An 18,774-nucleotide genomic window follows, 5' to 3' on the forward strand; every position below is an offset into this window, starting at 1 on the left:
TTTTGGTAACTTAAGTGTTAAACAGAAAGGATATTCAATGACGGGAGATTTTGAAAACCACTCAGAACAGGACCGAGACCTGGTGCTACGATTCGAAAACTCTCTAAAATCCAATTTGGACCTCTATTTTGGCGAAGAGGAGCTTGAGGATATTGTGAGATTTTACTTGGACAACCAAAAATTCAAAAAAGCTTTTAAGGCGAGCCAGATTGCTCTTGAAAAATTCCCTTTTTCCCAAGAACTAAAACTTCTGAAAGCGCAGGCGTTGATCTTTTTGGATGATGTGGAAGAAGGGGTTGAGATACTGGAAAACCTGAACAACATTTCTCCGAACAATGAAGATATTGTTTTGGCTCTTGCGAATGCCTATCCATTGGTTGGTAATATTCGCGAGGCCATTGAGCTACTGGAGGGGTACCTTCCGGTAGCAGAAGACAAAGCAGAGGTCCACTACCTGCTGGGAAATGTCTACCGAGCAGACGGACAGAAAGAAAAGGCCATACAGGCATACAAGGATTGCGTTACCTTAAGGCTTAACCACGAGGATGCCCTGTTCCAACTGGCCATGATTACCGAGGAGGAGGGATCGTTTGATGAAATTTTAAGATTCTACCAGGATTTTATCGATCAGGATCCTTATAATCCTGGATCCTGGTACAACCTTGGGGTGGTTTATAACCGGCTGGGGAAGTTTGAAGAAGCGATCGCTGCCTACGAGTACGCCATTCTGATAGACGACAGCTTTGCCTCTGCCTATTTCAACATGGGGAACGCACTGATGAATACAAATCAGTACGAATTGGCATTGGAGGCTTACCAAAATACCATCAATTGTGAGGGCAGCAATTCGGAAAATTGCTGTTATTTGGGCGCAGCCTATGAGAAGCTCAATCAGATCGAGATGGCGTTTAAGTACTTCAAAAAGTCCGCCAAGCTGGATCCCGAATACGATGATGCCTGGTTTGGAATGGGCATGTGCATGCTCAAAAAGAAAAAATATTTCGAAGCCATTCACTATTTCAAAAAGGCTATTCAGATTTCTGATGAAAACGCCAACTACTGGGTTGGCCTAGCAGAAGCTGAATACAACTTGGGCAACCTACAGGCAAGTTCAGAAGCCTATGAGGAGGCCATCAACCTCGAACCGGGTATTTTGGAAACCTATATCAATCTGTCGATCATCTATTTTGACCAGAACAGGTTTGAGGAAGCCGAGGATGTAATCAAGGAAGGAATCGAAGAACTGCCAGCCGAAGCCGAGTTGTACTATCGCTTGGTAGTATACCTTTTGAAGACGGGGAAATACAAAGAAGCCTTTTCAATTTTAGAAAATGCATTAACTTTGGGGTTTGAAAAACACGTGATTTTATTTGAGCTTATGCCCGAACTGGAGCATCAAAAAGCCATTTATAAAATCATCAATCAGTACAGAACCGATTTTACCAAGTAACATTTCCAATTATTTCGTCTTTACAAATAATCGATTGAATGAATTACATTCTTAAAAGCATTCCAGACCGAACGGTAAAGCCCAGGACGTCCGGGTTTACCATGGCGATGGACAAAGGATTGAGCCTTCGGGAGGTTGAAGATTTTATTGAGGTAAGTGGTGATTTCATCGATATAGTCAAGTTTGGCTGGGCTACGTCCTATGTAACCAAACGTCTGAAAGAGAAAATTGAATTGTACAGGTCAGCGGGTATCCCTGTCTACTTTGGCGGAACACTTTTTGAAGCGTTCTTGGTACGGGATCAGTTGGATGACTACAGAAGACTCCTGGACACCTATGAGCTCACTTTTGCAGAGGTTTCCGACGGATCGATCACCTTGGATCACGAAAAAAAATGCGAATACATTCGTATGTTGGCCAAGCAAGTAACGGTACTCTCGGAGGTAGGATCAAAAGATGCCGCTAAGATCATCCCCCCCTACAAGTGGATAGAGCAAATGCAAAAGGAACTGGATGCCGGAGCGTGGAAAGTGATAGGGGAAGCCCGTGAAGGAGGAACAGTAGGTCTTTTTAGGGATTCAGGGGAAGTAAGGCAGGGACTGGTAGAAGAGATTTTGACCAAAATCCCCGAAGATCGGATTATTTGGGAGGCCCCGCAAAAGGAGCAGCAGGTTTGGTTTATCAAACTCTTAGGTGCCAATGTAAACTTGGGCAATATTGCCCCCAACGAATTCATTTCGCTGGAGACGTTACGGTTAGGACTACGTGGAGATACTTTTGACCACTTCCTTAACCTGGGCGTATAATCCATTCGTCAACACTAGCCCTATCGAACACTCCTGAGGAATCCTTCATGAAAAATGTCAAAGACAACATTCTTTTATTTCTGAAAGGCATGGCCATGGGTGGCGCGGATATCGTGCCCGGTGTATCAGGGGGTTCCATTGCGTTGGTCACTAAAATATACGAAAAACTTCTCGATAGCATAGGGTCTATTGACCTGGAGGCCCTTAGGCTACTTAGGACGTTTGAAATCCGGCGTCTGTGGCAACATGTCAACGGAGGCTTTCTGCTTACACTTCTTTTGGGAGTTTTTACCAGCATTTTCACCCTTTCCAAGGTGATTACCTATTTGATGGAAACCCATGCGATACCGCTTTGGTCGTTCTTTTGCGGCCTTATTTTAATCAGCGCGATTGTCATATTGAGGGATATTCGCAAATGGAATCTACTGTCCGTGGTGGCTATTCCAGTGGGTGCTGTATCTGCTTATTTTATTACCGAAATCCCTCCGGTTTCTACACCGGAAAATCTCTGGTTCACCTTCATCTCCGGCACAATTGCCATCTGTGCGATGATACTCCCGGGTATTTCGGGGAGCTTTCTTTTGTTGATTCTCGGGCAATATGAAAACATCCTACGTGCAGTTACGGAGCGGAATATACCCATCCTCGCGGTATTTGCCCTAGGCTGTACTGTTGGGATTCTCTCATTCAGTAGATTGATATCGTGGTTGCTCAAAAACTTCCATGCAGTTACACTGGCATTTCTTTCGGGGTTTATGCTTGGATCGATCAATAAAATTTGGCCTTGGAAAGAAGTAATTTCCTACCGGCTGGCAAGCAATGGGGAACAAAAACCCTTCATAACCGAAAATATCTGGCCTCATCACTACCAAGCAGCTGCGGGAGAAGAAGCCCATTTTCTGATGGCAATCCTCGCCTTTTTCGTAGGTGTTGTTTTGGTGGTAGGCATAGAGCGATTGGCCGCGTATAGCAAAACCTCCCACTCATGAGAAAATTTGGATTGATCGGGTACCCTTTATCCCATTCGTTTTCAAAGAAGTATTTTTCGGCCAAATTTGACAGGGAAGGACGCTCGGATTGTGTCTACGACCTGTATGAGATCGACGATATCCAAAAGCTTCGGGAAGTACTCGACGCCAACCCGGAGTTGGTAGGCCTGAATGTGACCATTCCGTACAAACTCCAAGTAATACCCTTTTTAGATCAGCTTGACCCGGCCTGTGAGGCAATTGGCGCCGTGAATACCATCAAAATATCACAAGGCAGGCTGCTGGGTTATAACACAGACTACTACGGGTTCAAGGCCTCATTGGAAGGCTGGCTGGGAGGCCTTCGGCCCAAGGCATTGGTGTTGGGTACCGGTGGAGCTTCCAAGGCAGTGGCCGAGGCCTTACGTGACCTAGGCATCTCCTTTTTATTCGTATCCCGTCACGCCGAGGTGGGCAACGACACCGTTGTTACGTACCAACAGCTGAAAAACCAAGGGGAGTTGGTAGACCAGTACCATTTGATAATCAACACAACACCTGTGGGCACCTATCCTTCGACTGAGCTTACTCCTGAGGTACCCTTTAATTTGGTGGATAGCAGGCATATGCTCTATGATTTGGTCTACAACCCGGAGATGACAGCCATTATGAAAGCGATGGCTGCGCGCGGCGCAAAGGTGAAAAATGGGCTGGAAATGCTTCATTTACAGGCGGAATCTTCCTGGGAAATCTGGAATAGTTAAGACGTTTCCGTCCAAACCAGAACCTGGTTAATTTTTGGATTGATAATCAACCCTATAGCGACCAAAAGGGCCTTCCCCTGAATATTTTCTGGCAAAAACCACGGAAGCAAAAGTTTTATTCTCTATCTTAAACCGTGATGGAACGCTAAACTTTTACCTAAATGCCTAGAGTAAAAAAGTCTGCTGAGAGAAAAATTTTTGTGCTGGACACTTCAGTTATTTTATTTGCCCATAACTCGATCATGAACTTTGCCGAACACGACGTGGTGATCCCCATCACGGTACTGGAGGAACTGGATCAGTTTAAGAAGGGGAACGATACCAAAAACTTTGAAGCCAGGGAGTTTATACGATTGCTGGATGACCTTTCCAAAGACCACATGATCCATGATTGGACACCGTTAAACGGCAAGGGAAAAGGTCATTTCAAAGTGCTGATGAATCCCGAAAACAAGCTCAACGCAAACGATATCTTTGGAGAGGAAAAAAATGACCACAAAATCCTAAATGCGGCCTTAAGTCTACAGCAATCCGAGGCGGGGCGCAAAGTGATCCTGGTTAGCAAGGACATCAATCTTAGGTTGAAAGCCAAATCACTGGAGATCGCTGCAGAAGATTACGAAACGGGAAAAATCAAAAACATTTCCGAACTGGAAAATACCGGTAAACGAGTCATTGAGGACGCAAACCCAGATTTCATCAACGAACTCTACGATGTGGGCTCAATCGACGCATCGAAGTTTTTGGGTGAAAAACAAAAGGAGCCCAATACCTTTTATATTATTAAGAGCCAGAACAAATCGGTACTTTCATACTACAACAGTGAGGCAAACCAGCTGGAAAAAATCGAGAAGAAAACCGCCTATAATGTCAAGCCCAAGAATGCGGAGCAAACCTTTGCGCTTCATGCCATCTTAAACCCTGCGATTAAACTGGTCAGCATACAGGGGGTCGCAGGTACCGGAAAGACACTTCTGGCCCTCGCGGGGGCCTTGGAGCAAAGGTCTGAGTTTAAACAGATATTTTTGGCCAGACCTATTGTGCCGCTCAGCAACAAAGATATCGGCTACTTACCCGGCGATATCAAATCCAAGTTAAACCCCTACATGGAACCTCTCTGGGATAATCTTAAGTTTATTCAAAACCAGTACAAGGAGGGCGAAAAGGAATACCAAAAAATCACTGAATTGGTAAATACGGAAAAGCTGGTTATTCAACCATTGGCTTATATCCGTGGCAGATCCCTTTCCAATATTTTCTTTATCGTAGACGAGGCCCAAAACCTCACTCCCCATGAGGTAAAGACAATCATCAGCCGGGCAGGAGAAAATACTAAAATTGTATTTACAGGAGACGTCTTTCAGATAGATACACCCTACTTGGATAGTCAAAGCAACGGTCTATCATACCTGATAGACCGTGTGAAAAACCATCCAATTTATGCTCACATTACGCTGGAAAAAGGGGAACGATCTGAGCTTGCCAATTTGGCAAACGACCTTCTTTAGCCCTTCTATCAGCTTTCAGTAATGGTGTTCAGTTTCGCAAGAAAAGAATTGTAATATTGTCTGCCCACTGGAACCACGTCATTGGTTTTCAGGGTGATTTCCTTTGTGTTGAAGTTTTCTATCTGAGCGAGCTGAACAATAAATGATTTTTGGACACGCAGAAACAGGTTGGATGGAAGTTTTTCCTCCATATCCTTCATTGACTTGCGTATGGTAAAATTCCGGTTTTTGGTAAAGATAGTTACCATGTTACCGTTGGCCTCCACATAATAGATATCCGTATAGCTGACCCTCTCAAAGGAGTTATCGGCCTTGATAAACACCGCATCGGTAACCAAATATGGGCTTATCTCAGGTGCCGCCCCTCCATGATCCACCATCATAGCAGGCCGGGTTCGCTGATTGTACAAGACAATCTCGACCATCGCATGGATATCATTGCTGTTAAACGGCTTCACAATGAAACCTGCGGGGTGGGTGCGCTTTGCCCTTTCGATAATAGCCGGATCGCTGTAGGATGTTACATAAACGATGGGCGCATCCACCATTTGCTGTATGATTTCCCCCAATTCGATCCCGTCCTTGTCGCCCTTCAACTTGATATCCATAAATACCATGTCGGGACGGTATTTCTTCACAACCTTAATGGCCTGATTGGCAGAATTGGCAATGTCTATGTTGACGTAACCTAAAAGCTGTAATATCTCTTCGATGTTTTCGGAAATATTGACATCATCTTCCACAATGAGGATCCGCTCTTCTTTCATATTCACGTTTATTTGATGAAAAATACCTATAAACAACTACCCACGTGCGTCCAGTTTTTAAGACAAGAGCGGGTAGCTTTTTTTCTAATTGCCGTACGTTAGCTGTGCTTCAAAAAAACCTTTAGGTTCATGCCTGGAAAAAGATCAGACGCATTTTAGAGGGATCTTGAAGCGATTAAATATACAACAATTTGTAAAAAATAGGTAATAAAACGATTTTTTTTGGAATGGGAGCCGAGTTACAAACTCATCAAATCCTTAAAGCGAGCAGCTTGTCTTCTGCTTACCTCTATCCTGTCACCGCCTTTTAGCGTGACGACCAGGCCGCCGTTAAACCAAGGCTCTATGGTGTCTACCCAGCTAAGATTGATGATGTGTTTTCTACTGGCCCTAAAAAAGGACTTTTCGTCCAAGCGTTCGTCCAGAGCATTGAGTGATTTATGGATCATCGGCTTGTTGTTGTCGAAATACACCTTGATATAGTTGCCATCGGATTCAAACAACCTCACATTTGCCAGCTTCACAAACCAACAACGGTCACCATCTTTAACAAAAACCTGGTCAGAAAGCGATAACTTCTGGGGAGCGACCTCAGAGGATTCGTTCTGCTCCTTCTTTAGCTCCTCCATCTTCTTTTCCAACTTCGAAAGCGTCTCTGAAAGCCGCGCCGGCTCGACGGGCTTTAGCAGATAATCCAACGCGTTGACTTGAAACGCCTGAATGGCGAACTCGTCATAGGCTGTGGTGAATACGACAAGAGGTACGTGATCCAGCTCCTCCAATAGGTCAAATCCCGTTTTTTCAGGCATTTGAATGTCCAAAAAAATCACATCAGGCTGCAACTGCTCTATTTTCTCTTTGGCATCATCCACATTCAACGCCTCTCCCACGACCTCTACTTTGTCATGGTTCGAAAGAAGGTTTATCAGTTCCTTTCTTGCTAATCTCTCATCATCTACAATTAATGCGCGCATTTTCTGGGGTTATTTTTAATCTAAGGTACTATTTTGTTTCGGTATTTTAATTTCAGTCACTACAAATTCTTGGCCGTGATTGAAAATTTTGAAGGAAGCCCTCCCTCCATAGATCAATTTAAGCCGCTCTATGGTGTTGGAAATACCATGTCCCTCACCTTTTTTGGAACTGACAGCCTCACCTTTTAGTTGGCCACTGTTTTTGACCCATATATACAGATCTCCTAGTAAACCGATACTCGATTTTATCTCGATTATGCCTCCCTTCATCAGATTGGATATGCCATGTTTGATCGCATTTTCTACAATCGTCTGCAGCATCATGGGCGGAATCTTGTATTGAAATGCCCCTTCTTCGATTTCATAGTACACCGTGAGGCGTTCCTCAAAACGAATCAGCTCTAGGTTGAGGTAATCCTTCACGGTATTTAGCTCTTCGCCGAATGGGATAACTTTATGCTTATCCATTATTAAGGAATACCTTAGAATGTTTGAAAGCTGGGTGATGGCCGATTTGGCCTTTTTGGGATCCTCATCCACTAGTGCACGCACGCTGTTCAATGCGTTGAAAATAAAATGGGGATTTAATTGGTTGCGAAGATGAATAAGTTTGATTTCATTGATCTTGGCCTGATACCGCAGCGTAGCGTTGTAGTTGTCCAGAAAGTGAAAAAGAAAATATATCAATACCCAAAGCGAATAAAAAACGAAACTGGTGAATAAATTGGCGAGAAGAAAAAGCGGGGTCAAATCAACCAAGGGATTCAAAATATCAAATACCAAGTTGATGATCACTTGGGCAAACATGTTCAAAATGCTTAAAACAGCTAGGGAAATAAATACCCGTTTCAAGAGTTTCTCCAAGGGAAATTCAAACCAGGTATTCTTTTTGATGTAATACCGGAAAAAATGGGTAGATAGGAAGTAAAAGGTGCCCAAAGAAAGATATGCTCCCACCTGAATGGGGGTAATACCCCTATCAAAGGAAAGGAAAAACAGATTTAAACCAGCATAACCCAGCCAACCTACGCCCTGAAGAATCCAATATAGTTTGCTCTTATCCATACATCGGACTTAACAAAAAATACGCTTCGTTCCCTTAAACTAAGAGGCAGGTAAACCTGCCTCTTAGTTAAATACTGCCGCCTTGTTAAGCGGAATTTTGTCAAGTATACGAAGGACAATATCTCTTGTACTTATATTATCCGCCTCAGCCTCATAATTTAATATAATCCGGTGGTTAAGCACATCAACGGCAATCTCCTTGATATCCTCTGGCAACACATAATCCCTGCCATCCATATAGGCAACCGCCTTTGCAGCGAGGTTTAAGTTGATACTCGCTCTGGGCGATGCACCAAACTGGATGTAACGGGCCTCCTGTTCCATCCCGTATTTTGCCGGGAATCGTGTACTGAAAACCAACTCAATGATATAGTTCTCCAACGGCTCCGCTATACGCACTTTATTGATTTCACCACGTATAGCAAAGATGTCTTCCTTATTGAGCAAAGGGTTAACCTCTGAAACAAACGTAGCATCCGTCATGCGCCTCATCACTTCCATCTCATCCTTCTTGGACGGATAATCGATATTGACTTTCATCATAAAGCGGTCTACCTGCGCTTCTGGCAGGGGGTAGGTTCCTTCCTGATCTACGGGGTTTTGAGTGGCCAACACCAAAAACGGCTTATCAAGCAAAAAAGTAGTCTCGCCAATCGTTACTTGCTTTTCCTGCATCGCCTCCAACAGTGCAGACTGTACCTTTGCAGGAGACCGGTTGACTTCATCTGCCAAAATGATATTTGAGAAAATAGGTCCCTTTTTTACTTCAAAGTTCGCATTTAGCTGATTGTAAATCATGGTACCTATCAGATCAGAGGGCAGCAGATCCGGGGTGAATTGAATCCGCTTGAAATCTAGGTGGAGCACCTTGGCAAGGGTGTTTACCGTCAACGTCTTGGCTAGGCCTGGAACCCCCTCCAACAATATGTGTCCATTTGTAAACAAGCCGATCAGGAGGCGGTTGATCATTCTGTCCTGTCCAACGACAATTTTCTTCACCTCTTGGATGGCTGCTGCTATTTTTTCCTGATGCATATCCTATCTTTAACTAGTCAATTCATTAAGAGGCCAGAAGAAATCTAGCCATTTTCCATGGCCTAAATTAGAACAATTCAAGTGATCTCACAATTAACGGGACGTTGTTGTTGAACATTGGCAGGAAGAACGGTCTATTTTTTAAATCCATGGAAGCGATGGGAACCCTCTCCGGTCTTAAAACCCAACCCTAGGTAAACCTCCTCCATCGACTTCTCCACTACTTGGCCGCTGTTCATACCTTCTATGGTCAGTCCTTCGATTGACCACCGTACCAGTCTCAGGGTGGGATATCCTACCTTTGCCGTCATCCTCCTTACCTGCCTGTTTTTTCCCTCGGTCAAGGTCAGTGAAATCCAGCAGTCCGGTACATGCTTACGATAACGAATCGGCGGAACCCTTGGAGGAAGATCCGGTTCAGATTGCAATAGCTTTGCCTTAGCGCGTTTGGTTAGGTATTCTTTGTTGTCAATGGTAATGGTAACGCCCGATTGGAGCGATTGAAGGGCTTCTAAATTAATAAGCCCTTCCACCTGCACCAAATAGGTCCGTTGGTGGCCATACTTCGGATCCAACAAGAAATGGTTTAGTTTCTTGTCGTCAGTGACCAACAAAAGCCCTTCACTATCCTTATCCAGTCTACCCACCGGATAAACGTCTTTCGGGAAATCCATCAACTCAGAAAGTGTGCTGCCTCCTCCACTAAACTGAGTCAGAACTCCATACGGTTTGTAGACCACAAAGTACCTAAAGCCCATGGTTACTGCCCCAAGAGCTTGAAAAGTTCATCCAATTTTGGCGTCAAAATAATCTCCGTTCTTCGGTTTCTTGCCCTTCCCTCAGCCGTGTCGTTGGAAGCCTTTGGATAATAGTAACTTCTACCTGAAGCTATTACCCGCTCCGGATCCACTTTATAGGTTTGGGTTAAGATCCGTACGATCGCCGTGGCCCTTGCCGTACTTAGGGCCCAGTTATCTTCAAATCTTCCGCTAATGGGTACATTATCCGTATGACCCTCCACCATGATCTGAATCTCTTCGTTCGAGTTAAGTACTTCAGAAAGCTTTCCAAGAGCTTCGCGGCCGTCTCTGTTTACAGTAGCACTGCCCGAAGGAAACAGTAATTTATCCTGAAGGGAAACGTACAACTTACCATCCTCCTCATATACCTGCAATTCGTCGGATCGATATTGGTTTAGGGCACGGTCCACCGTTGCTTTTAGATTGGCCATCACAGACCTTTGTTCATCCAGAAGGCTTTGAAGCATGTCCAAGCGCTCTTGCTGCTCCAATAAGCGGCGTTCCTTCTCTGTCAGCTGCTGCTGCACGGTGGAAGAGGTAGAAAGAGCCTGACTAAGGCGGCTATTGAGTGTCTCTGTAAGCTCTTTTTCCCTAGAGAGTTCACTTTTGGTTTGGTTTAACTGATCTTGGGTTTCCTTCAGATTTTGCTGAACCGATTTTAACGAGGACTCCGTATCTCCGAGTGTACGGGTAAGATTAGAGATCCGCATGTTTGCCTCGGTAAACTTCTTTTTGGAAACACAGGAAGAAAAGGCAAACATTATCACCATAAGGGTCAGGAGTGGTACGTGCGTAGATTTCATACGTGTCAATTTTTGGATTTTAGGGGTACTTTATTATCGTGTGTATTTGGCTGTTTAAACTCTCGTCATGGAAAACCAAACAGATTGATTCAAATGATACTATACAGGATATCCACGGCTCATTGCTGTTTAAGCCGTGGTTCATTTACTGTTTCATTGGTCTTATCGCTTCCCGCATCTACTATAAAAACCGTACCAACCCACTAGTTAACTCTCCGATTCCTACGGAATTTCGTTTCAATATGATGCAAAAAAAGACGCTAAACTCAGGATATTCTGCTCCAATTCACGGCATTTTTCTTCTGCCTATTGATTTGTTCTAAAATTGGGCGGTTTTCAGGAGCGGTAAGGTGGGGATCTCGATCCAACAACTCTCTGGCAACATCCCTGGATAGAGTCAAAATAGATGCATCCCTGCTCAAATCGGCTATCTTCAAATCCGTCAACCCGGACTGTTGCGTACCTGCAAGATCACCCGGTCCCCGCAATTTTAAATCCACGTCAGCGATCTCAAAGCCGTTGTTTGTCCTCACCATGGTTTCTAGGCGTACCCGGCTGTCTTTTGACAACTCATACTTGGTCATGAGAATGCAATAGGACTGGCTGGATCCCCGACCCACACGCCCGCGAAGCTGATGAAGCTGTGATAATCCGAACCGCTCGGCATTTTCAATGATCATCACCGTTGCATTGGGCACATTTACCCCAACCTCTATGACCGTGGTAGCTACCATTATTTTCGTTTCCCCTTTCACAAACCTCGCCATCTCGTACTCCTTGTCGGCGGCTTTCATGTTTCCATGTAGAATCCCGATCGGATAGTCCGGAAAGGCACGGCAGACGCTTTCATATCCATCCATTAAGCTCTTCAAATCTGATTTTTCGGACTCCTCTATCAAGGGGTAGACGATATAAACCTGCCTTCCAGTATCAACCTGCTTTCGAATAAAGCCAAACACCCGCAAGCGATCCTTGTCATAGCGATGAATGGTTTGGATGGGTTTTCTGCCGCTTGGCAGCTCGTCGATAACCGAGATATCCAGGTCCCCGTAGAGGGTCATGGCCAATGTACGTGGAATCGGTGTTGCCGTCATGACCAAAACATGAGGATACACATCGTGGTTTTTTCCCCACAATTTCGCCCGCTGCGCAACACCAAACCTATGCTGCTCATCGATGATCGCCAACCCCAGGTTTTTAAACTGCACGACTTCTTCCAGCAGCGCGTGGGTTCCTATCAAAAGGGACAGCCTTCCTTCCAGCAATGCCGAATGGATCACATCCCTGGCAGATCGCTTTGTCGAACCAGTCAGTAAGGCGATTTCCAGACCCATTTGGCGGGCATAGGGCTGCAGACCTTCGTAATGCTGATTCGCCAATATCTCGGTAGGAGCCATCAGGCAGGCTTGGGCGCCTGAATCCACCGCGATCAGGATACTGATAAAAGCTACAATGGTTTTTCCCGATCCCACATCGCCCTGCACCAGTCTATTCATCTGCTTACCGGATTTTAGGTCGTTGAAGATCTCCCTTGATACGTTCTTTTGGGCGTTGGTGAGATCAAATGGCAGATGGTTCCGGTAAAAAGTCGTCAACAATCCAGTCTGACCCATCACTTGGCCGCGGTATTTCTCGGTACGCGCCAGCTTTAGCTTCAGCAATCTCAATTGCAAAAAAAAGAATTCTTCAAACTTCAGTCTGTACCTCGCTCTTTCGAGCACCTTCGGATCGGAGGGAAAGTGGATATTTTTCACCGCCTCGGACTTGGATAGAAGACGTTGGTTCTGAAGTAAAGGGGCAGGCAGCGTTTCCGTGATCTTTGTCAATCCCTGTTCCAACAGCGTCTCCACCAGTTTGGAAATGCCTTTGCTGTCCAAAAACCTGGATTTAAGTTTCTCGGTAGTCGAATAAACCGGCTGGAGGTGTGGCCGCTCACGTGGTTGCTCCGTAATCAATTCCAGCTCTGGGTGGGCAATCGAAAACTTCCTGCCAAACTGACTGGGTTTGCCAAAGGCGATATAAAGTGCCCCTTTTACCAAACGTTTGGCGACCCATTGCACACCTTTAAACCAAGTAAGCTCCATATCGCCGGTTTGGTCACTAAAATACGCGGTTAGGCGCCTTTTCTTTCCCTCTCCAATCAGCTCAAACGCTGTCAGCCTACCGATAACCTGTACCTGATCGAGGTCGGCGTGCAGTTGCCCTATGGTTAAAAACGAAGTTCTGTCCTCATACCTGAAGGGAAAATGCTCCAGCAGATCCCCAAATGAAAAAATTTGGAGCTCCTTGTTTAGTAGCTCTGCCCTTTGCGGGCCGACTCCCTTGAGAAACTCAATGTTTGTTTCGAAAAATGCTGACAAACCCCTTATGTTTTTCGTTCATTGATTCAGCCCATCATCGCTCGATCTACCATTTCTTGAATTTGGATTCGATTGTCCCGCAGAGACTGCAAGAGCATCCGTTGGTTTTTCGACCGATGGAGGTTTTGCTCTTGGTAATTGATATGGTAGTATACATTGCCATTCAAGTAATCCGTCAAAAACCGTAATCCCATAATACAGGTCATCATTTCCCCTCCATAGGTGAGGGAGGCCAACTCCTCATCAAGCAATAGACCTTTTAACGGTTTAAAAAAACCGTGAATCAACGCCTCATACTTCCTCAAGTCCACGGAAATCGCTTCCCAGTTTTGCGAGGCTTCGTCTTCCGTACACGCAACCGTACGCACCAAATCGCCAAAATCATAAAAAACGAACCCTCCCATAATTGTATCCAAATCTATAAGGGCGTTTACCTTGGACAGATCCTCTTCGTAAATGAGGTTATTGATTTTCGTGTCGTTGTGAGTCACCCGTATGGGCAGGCGATTTTTATATAGGTTGAATTTTTCCAACAGATCTCGTTGATCCTGATAAAAACGGATCAAGCTTTCTACCTCCCCGCTCATCTCGATTTCTGTGGACCGTATACTGGCATCAAACTGCTCAAAACGTAGAGCCAAATCGTGAAAGCTCGGTATAGTTTCCTGCATCTGATTGGCATCTACTGAAAGGAAGGCCGCTACAAAATCTGCAAAAGCCTGTGCTGCCAAGCCACAGGCCGGAATGTCATCAACCTTGTCTTTGGTAACCCCTGGGATAAAGGGAAACATCCGGAAAAGTCTACCCTGTTCACGTGTGAACATCTCGCCACGGTGGTTCAGGAGCGGAAGTGGCAGAGCAAAGCCAAGCATTCCATCTTGCAGATACTCGTACAAGATAGTCAGATTGGCTGCAATTCTATCGGGAAATCGAAACACCCCGTCGTTGAACTCCTGAAGGATAAATGCCTCGCTCCCGACTTGGATCTTATAGGTGCTGTGTATATGCCCCGAACCAAAACGGGCAAAAGAAACCCTATTGTCAAAATCCGGATAGGCTGATAAAACCTTTTCTACGATTTGTTTGTCCATTTTCAACTAAAATTCCCGATACAGTCAACTCGCAACTTGTTACGTTTGCGAAGTTCACCGTCAAATACCAGGTAAAATTACAAGAGTTTTGCTTATTGTTGTTCGAAACCGTTTATATTTACCTTACTGCTGGATTTTACACAAGAAGTTCCTTCCCCAAAGGAAGCTTCTTTCCAGAAAGCTAAATAAAAATATAAAAGAAGACGGCTTAAATAAATTAAATTTTTGATAATTTAGGAGCTGTTTTAAGAGTACTAATAAAAAAATTGCATCACCTGGCACACATTAACCTTTTATAATCGAAACATGAACATCTCGGTAATTGACTGGGCAATCATCATCGCCTTTTTTGTAATATCCATGCTCATTGGTATCCTGACCTCAAAAACTGCGGGGAAGAGTGCCAAGGAATTTTTTCTTTCCGGAAGGAATATGCCCTGGTGGTTGCTTGGGGTATCGATGGTGGCGACAACCTTTTCTGCAGATACCCCCAACTTGGTCACGGACATCGTTCGGAAAGACGGTGTATCTGGAAACTGGGTTTGGTGGGCCTTCCTGCTTACAGGCATGTTGACGGTATTTGTGTATGCCAAGCTTTGGAGAAGATCAGAAGTTACTACCGACCTGGAATTTTACGAAATTCGCTATGGTGGTAAACCCGCTGCCTTCCTGAGGGCATTTAGAGCACTATACCTGGGCGTTTTTTTCAACGTGGTCATCATGGCAACTGTACTGCTTGCAGCTATAAAGATATTTGGCACCATGATGGGACTTTCTCCTTTTACCACTTTATTGTTGGTTTCCGTCGTCACGGTTATCTACAGTTCATTGGGAGGACTACGAGGTGTTTTGCTGACGGATTTCTTTCAGTTTTTTATTGCCATTGTAGGTTCATTTGGGGCTGCCATCTATATAGTGGGCCTACCAGAGATTGGAACACTTGATAATCTGTTGGCCCATCCAAATGTGTCGGATAAACTAAATCTAATTCCGGATTTCAGCGATTGGAATCTGCTTATACCTTTGTTCATTATGCCCATTGCCATTCAGTGGTGGGCAACTTGGTATCCCGGCGCGGAGCCCGGTGGTGGCGGGTACATCGCGCAGCGTATGCTTTCGGCCAAAGATGAAAAGAATGCCATCGGGGCAACCCTCCTTTTTAACGTGGCCCATTATGCATTAAGACCGTGGCCTTGGATTATCATCGCACTTGCCTCGCTTATTGTGTTTCCACAGGTTAGCGACTTACAGGCGGCCTTTCCCCACATACCTACCGATAAGCTGGGAAATGATCTAGCCTACTCCGCCATGCTTACTTATTTGCCAACCGGCCTGATCGGCATCGTAATGGCCTCGCTTATTGCAGCGGTAATGTCTACTATCTCCACGCACTTAAACTGGGGCTCTTCCTATGTGGTGAATGACTTCTATATGCGTTTTATCAAAAAAGATGCGAGCGACAAGGAACTGGTTATGATAGGGCGGGTTTCTACGGTAGGTTTGATGGTACTTGCCGCATTTTTGGCGCTTGCATTGTCCAACGCATTGGAGGCATTCAATATTTTGCTTCAAATTGGAGCCGGCACTGGATTGATATTCATTCTAAGGTGGTTTTGGTGGAGAATCAATTCATACACCGAAATATCGGCGATGGTTATTTCCTTTGTCGTAGCAGTGTATTTCGAGTCTATTCACGATAAGCTTGGGTTTTTGCCAATACCCGCAGAAATGGGTTATCTAAAGCTACTCCTTGGCGTCACCATTACCACAATCACTTGGATTTTTGTAACTTTGTTTACTAAGCCAGAAAAAGACGAGGTATTGTTGGCGTTTTATAGAAAAGTAAAACCAGCTTCCTTTGGCTGGCAGAAGCTACTAGACCGATATCCGGAGGAGCAACGTGAAGTCGGACAGCTTCCAATGGAGATTGGATTGATGTTGATAGGTTCATTCATGGTATATGCCGCGCTTTTTGCAGCTGGTTTTTGGATCTACGGTAATATTCTTGCCGGAACAATCGCGTCAATCATCGCAGCGACTGGCGCGGTGCTCGTATTTAGAGGTTGGAAAAAAATGAAATAAGTAGCCCATGACAGAAACTACGGTGGACATTTTAAGAGATGCCAACCTCCGGATCACAAGTTGCAGAAGGGATGTGCTGGCAACCTTTATAGGGAAAAGGGTCGCCCTATCGCATGCAGACCTAGAGGAAGCGTTGAAAGAAAATTTCGACCGGGTAACCATCTACAGGACGCTTAAGACCTTCCTGGAAAATGATCTCATACACAAGGTGCTAGACGATAGCGGTACCACCAAGTACGCACTTTGTGCCCATGACCCGACACAGCATCACCACAATCACGAGCACGTTCATTTCAAATGCGAAGTATGTGGAAATACCAGTTGTATACAGGAAATAACGTTGCCAAAAATATCCCTACCCAGTGGATACATCAGTAAGGAAAAGAGCCTTTTGGTGCAGGGTATCTGCAAAAACTGTAGCTAGTATTCAACTACCTGTGGTTTAGTCGGCTTAGGAGCATCGTCTGTAGGCCATACAATACCCGGAGGGAGGTCGATTTTCGGAGGCGTCAGATCTTCCACCCCTCCGTCTCCATCGTCGTCATTGTTGCGGTTTTTATTTATTCGTGTCTTGGTCATCGTAGCCACGAAGTAAATCAACACCACGTAGGCTACTCCACAAAGGAAAAGGTCTATCACTAAGCTACTCATATACAAGCTCTTTAGCGCTTTAAATTACATCATTAAATCCAATAAGTCAATATTTAAAACCAAGTACTTTTCGCAGTGTTCTAAAAAAACATAAAATATCAAGGGCTACTACCTCGTCCGCTTGCGATAACGCCTGTATCGTCGGATATTTGCGGACTGAAAATTTTAACGCAGATGATCGTAAAAACTAAAAAATACCAACTCCCAAACGGAACCTACATAAAACTCGGCCTGCTGAACATTCTGAAAGAGCAATGGTGGGTCGTATTAATAGCCATCCTTATTGGCTGTGGTTATTTCTGGATCGCCTCTTGGTGGTGGATCAGCATGGCAATATTGGCCTATGTTCTCTATTGGCTTTTTTGGGTGATTCAGTTTGCCGGAGTGACCCAGCTTGAACAAAACAAGGTGATGTTTGAAAAGATGGCCTACGAAATTGATAGCAGGCAGATCCTAATGAAGCTGAACGCAAGGCAGGGAATGCCGATCAAATGGGAGATGATAAAAAAGGTAGAACTACGAAAAGATGCATTTGTCTTTACCATGTCCAAGGCCCAGTTCATCTATCTTCCCTTCAAGATCTTTAATTCTGAAAACGATGTGAAATTCATCGAGACCATTCTGAAACGAAAGGGGTATAGCTTAAAAAAAGGTTGAAACCAGCTGGTTTCAACCTTTTTTCTATTCAGTCAATCCAATTTGAGACAAAAGCGGTCTATCATAAGAAGCTATCTGCCTTTCTATAGGCCGCTATCAAGGCTGACTCTCCGTCTTTTCCCGGGTGGGCGTTACCATGCTCCATACCCATTATACCGCGGTATCCTTTTTCGTGAATGTGCTTAAACACATTCAAATAGTTAATCTCTCCGGTACCGGGTTCTTTTCTTCCAGGATTGTCACCGATCTGTATGTAGGCTATCTCATCCCAACAATGATTCATCATGGTGATCAAGTGGCCCTCATTTTTCTGCATGTGGTAGACATCATACAATATCTTGCAGGCAGGACTGTTGACTGCCCTGCAAATCATGTAGGTCTGCGCCGAGGTTCGAAGAAAGAGATTGGGGGTGTCGCTCAGAGGTTCCAATACCATCACCAGCCCGTGTGGTTCCAATATCTCCGCGCCCAATCTGAGCGTATCGATTACATTCGCTGTTTGAATATCAATCGGTAAGCGCCTATCGAAATCTCCGGGAACCACCGTGATCCATTTGGCGTTCACCCGCTTAGCCACTTCCACCGCTCTCCGGCAGCCGTTAAGAAAGATATCTGTATGCTCCTTAAGGCCGGAAGCAAAGGTGTTCGCTCCGTTGCCTCCTTTGTCAAGGACAAACACGCCCATATCCATGCCCAGCTTGGCCAGATGGTTGCCAATTTTCTCCTGAACATCAACCGGTCGGCCCATCATGCCGTTATCCTCCAAACTCCTAAACCCACGTTCGTACATGAAATCGAGCTGGGCAATCAAGTCTTCGCCGGCATGGTTTCGAAACATGCCAAAATGGGGTGCATAGTTCAAATTGAATGTGCTTTCGGCTGTTGGGTTGCTGTCCAGTACACCCGCCTGCAGCCCGCTAGCTCCTGCAAATCCCGCGGCGGTACCGAGAGAAACGTTCTTTATGAAATTTCTTCTTTTCATTCGATAATCAG

The 18,774-nt window shown here is 45.0% G+C and carries 18 protein-coding genes; 8 read left to right on the forward strand and 10 right to left on the reverse strand.

The genetic code is table 11. From position 1 onward, the window contains the following. Window positions 1-37: 37 nt before the first annotated feature. From ADIS_RS01585 to ADIS_RS01605, 5 genes are all read left to right on the forward strand, one after another. Window positions 38-1,450: a tetratricopeptide repeat protein gene (locus ADIS_RS01585; protein ID WP_010852512.1), complete on the forward strand. Its 1,413-nt coding sequence runs from the start codon at window positions 38-40 to the stop codon at window positions 1,448-1,450. Window positions 1,451-1,488: 38 nt separating this feature from the next. Then, complete coding sequence (locus ADIS_RS01590; protein ID WP_010852513.1) at window positions 1,489-2,256, forward strand: phosphosulfolactate synthase; 768 nt, start codon at window positions 1,489-1,491, stop codon at window positions 2,254-2,256. A 47-nt stretch (window positions 2,257-2,303) separates the two neighbouring features. Next, complete coding sequence (locus tag ADIS_RS01595; protein ID WP_010852514.1) at window positions 2,304-3,245, forward strand: DUF368 domain-containing protein; 942 nt, start codon at window positions 2,304-2,306, stop codon at window positions 3,243-3,245. Then, window positions 3,242-3,988, forward strand: coding sequence for a shikimate dehydrogenase family protein (locus ADIS_RS01600; protein WP_010852515.1), 747 nt, complete (start codon window positions 3,242-3,244; stop codon window positions 3,986-3,988). The genes ADIS_RS01595 and ADIS_RS01600 overlap by 4 nt, the downstream gene beginning before the upstream one ends. Before the next feature lie 161 nt (window positions 3,989-4,149). Next, window positions 4,150-5,496 carry a PhoH family protein gene (locus tag ADIS_RS01605; RefSeq protein WP_035804288.1) on the forward strand — a complete coding sequence of 449 codons (1,347 nt, stop codon included), beginning with the start codon at window positions 4,150-4,152 and terminating at the stop codon, window positions 5,494-5,496. An 8-nt stretch (window positions 5,497-5,504) separates the two neighbouring features. Here ADIS_RS01605 and ADIS_RS01610 read toward each other — a convergent pair whose 3' ends face one another. The 8 genes from ADIS_RS01610 to ADIS_RS01645 form a co-directional block, all read right to left on the reverse strand. Continuing rightward, window positions 5,505-6,263, reverse strand: a complete 759-nt coding sequence (locus tag ADIS_RS01610) for a LytR/AlgR family response regulator transcription factor (protein WP_010852518.1) — start codon at window positions 6,261-6,263, stop codon at window positions 5,505-5,507. Window positions 6,264-6,502: 239 nt separating this feature from the next. Continuing rightward, window positions 6,503-7,237, reverse strand: a complete 735-nt coding sequence (locus ADIS_RS01615) for a LytR/AlgR family response regulator transcription factor (protein ID WP_010852519.1) — start codon at window positions 7,235-7,237, stop codon at window positions 6,503-6,505. A gap of 15 nt (window positions 7,238-7,252) precedes the next feature. Beyond that, window positions 7,253-8,302, reverse strand: a complete 1,050-nt coding sequence (locus ADIS_RS01620; RefSeq protein ID WP_010852520.1) for a sensor histidine kinase — start codon at window positions 8,300-8,302, stop codon at window positions 7,253-7,255. A gap of 63 nt (window positions 8,303-8,365) precedes the next feature. Next, window positions 8,366-9,337, reverse strand: a complete 972-nt coding sequence (locus ADIS_RS01625; protein WP_010852521.1) for an AAA family ATPase — start codon at window positions 9,335-9,337, stop codon at window positions 8,366-8,368. A gap of 134 nt (window positions 9,338-9,471) precedes the next feature. Beyond that, window positions 9,472-10,095 carry a pseudouridine synthase gene (locus ADIS_RS01630; RefSeq protein ID WP_010852522.1) on the reverse strand — a complete coding sequence of 208 codons (624 nt, stop codon included), beginning with the start codon at window positions 10,093-10,095 and terminating at the stop codon, window positions 9,472-9,474. Between the two features lie 2 nt (window positions 10,096-10,097). Then, window positions 10,098-10,940, reverse strand: coding sequence for an OmpA/MotB family protein (locus ADIS_RS01635; RefSeq protein WP_010852523.1), 843 nt, complete (start codon window positions 10,938-10,940; stop codon window positions 10,098-10,100). Between the two features lie 266 nt (window positions 10,941-11,206). Further along, a complete protein-coding gene (recG, locus tag ADIS_RS01640; protein WP_010852524.1) occupies window positions 11,207-13,300 on the reverse strand; it encodes an ATP-dependent DNA helicase RecG in 2,094 nt (697 codons plus the stop codon). Between the two features lie 26 nt (window positions 13,301-13,326). Then, window positions 13,327-14,391 (reverse strand): phosphotransferase enzyme family protein, encoded by a 1,065-nt coding sequence (locus ADIS_RS01645; RefSeq protein ID WP_010852525.1) that lies wholly within the window; start codon window positions 14,389-14,391, stop codon window positions 13,327-13,329. 306 nt (window positions 14,392-14,697) lie between these two features. Here ADIS_RS01645 and ADIS_RS01650 point away from each other — a divergent pair, with 306 nt between their 5' ends. Then, on the forward strand, window positions 14,698-16,473 hold the full coding sequence (locus ADIS_RS01650) for a sodium:solute symporter family protein (RefSeq protein WP_010852526.1): 1,776 nt from the start codon (window positions 14,698-14,700) through the stop codon (window positions 16,471-16,473). Window positions 16,474-16,480: 7 nt separating this feature from the next. Beyond that, on the forward strand, window positions 16,481-16,897 hold the full coding sequence (locus ADIS_RS01655; RefSeq protein WP_010852527.1) for a Fur family transcriptional regulator: 417 nt from the start codon (window positions 16,481-16,483) through the stop codon (window positions 16,895-16,897). Here the strand turns inward: ADIS_RS01655 and ADIS_RS01660 are convergent. Then, window positions 16,894-17,124, reverse strand: a complete 231-nt coding sequence (locus ADIS_RS01660) for a hypothetical protein (protein WP_010852528.1) — start codon at window positions 17,122-17,124, stop codon at window positions 16,894-16,896. The two genes, ADIS_RS01655 and ADIS_RS01660, sit on opposite strands and share 4 nt — an antisense overlap. Window positions 17,125-17,298: 174 nt before the next feature. On the opposite strand from ADIS_RS01660, the gene ADIS_RS01665 reads away from it, so the two are divergent. After that, window positions 17,299-17,781: a YcxB family protein gene (locus ADIS_RS01665; protein WP_010852529.1), complete on the forward strand. Its 483-nt coding sequence runs from the start codon at window positions 17,299-17,301 to the stop codon at window positions 17,779-17,781. A gap of 61 nt (window positions 17,782-17,842) precedes the next feature. Here the strand turns inward: ADIS_RS01665 and ADIS_RS01670 are convergent, their stop codons facing one another. After that, window positions 17,843-18,763, reverse strand: a complete 921-nt coding sequence (locus ADIS_RS01670; protein WP_010852530.1) for a hydroxypyruvate isomerase family protein — start codon at window positions 18,761-18,763, stop codon at window positions 17,843-17,845. Window positions 18,764-18,774 lie beyond the last annotated feature (11 nt).

The sequence above is a fragment of the Lunatimonas lonarensis genome, from assembly GCF_000390185.1.
GTDB lineage: Bacteria > Bacteroidota > Bacteroidia > Cytophagales > Cyclobacteriaceae > Lunatimonas > Lunatimonas lonarensis.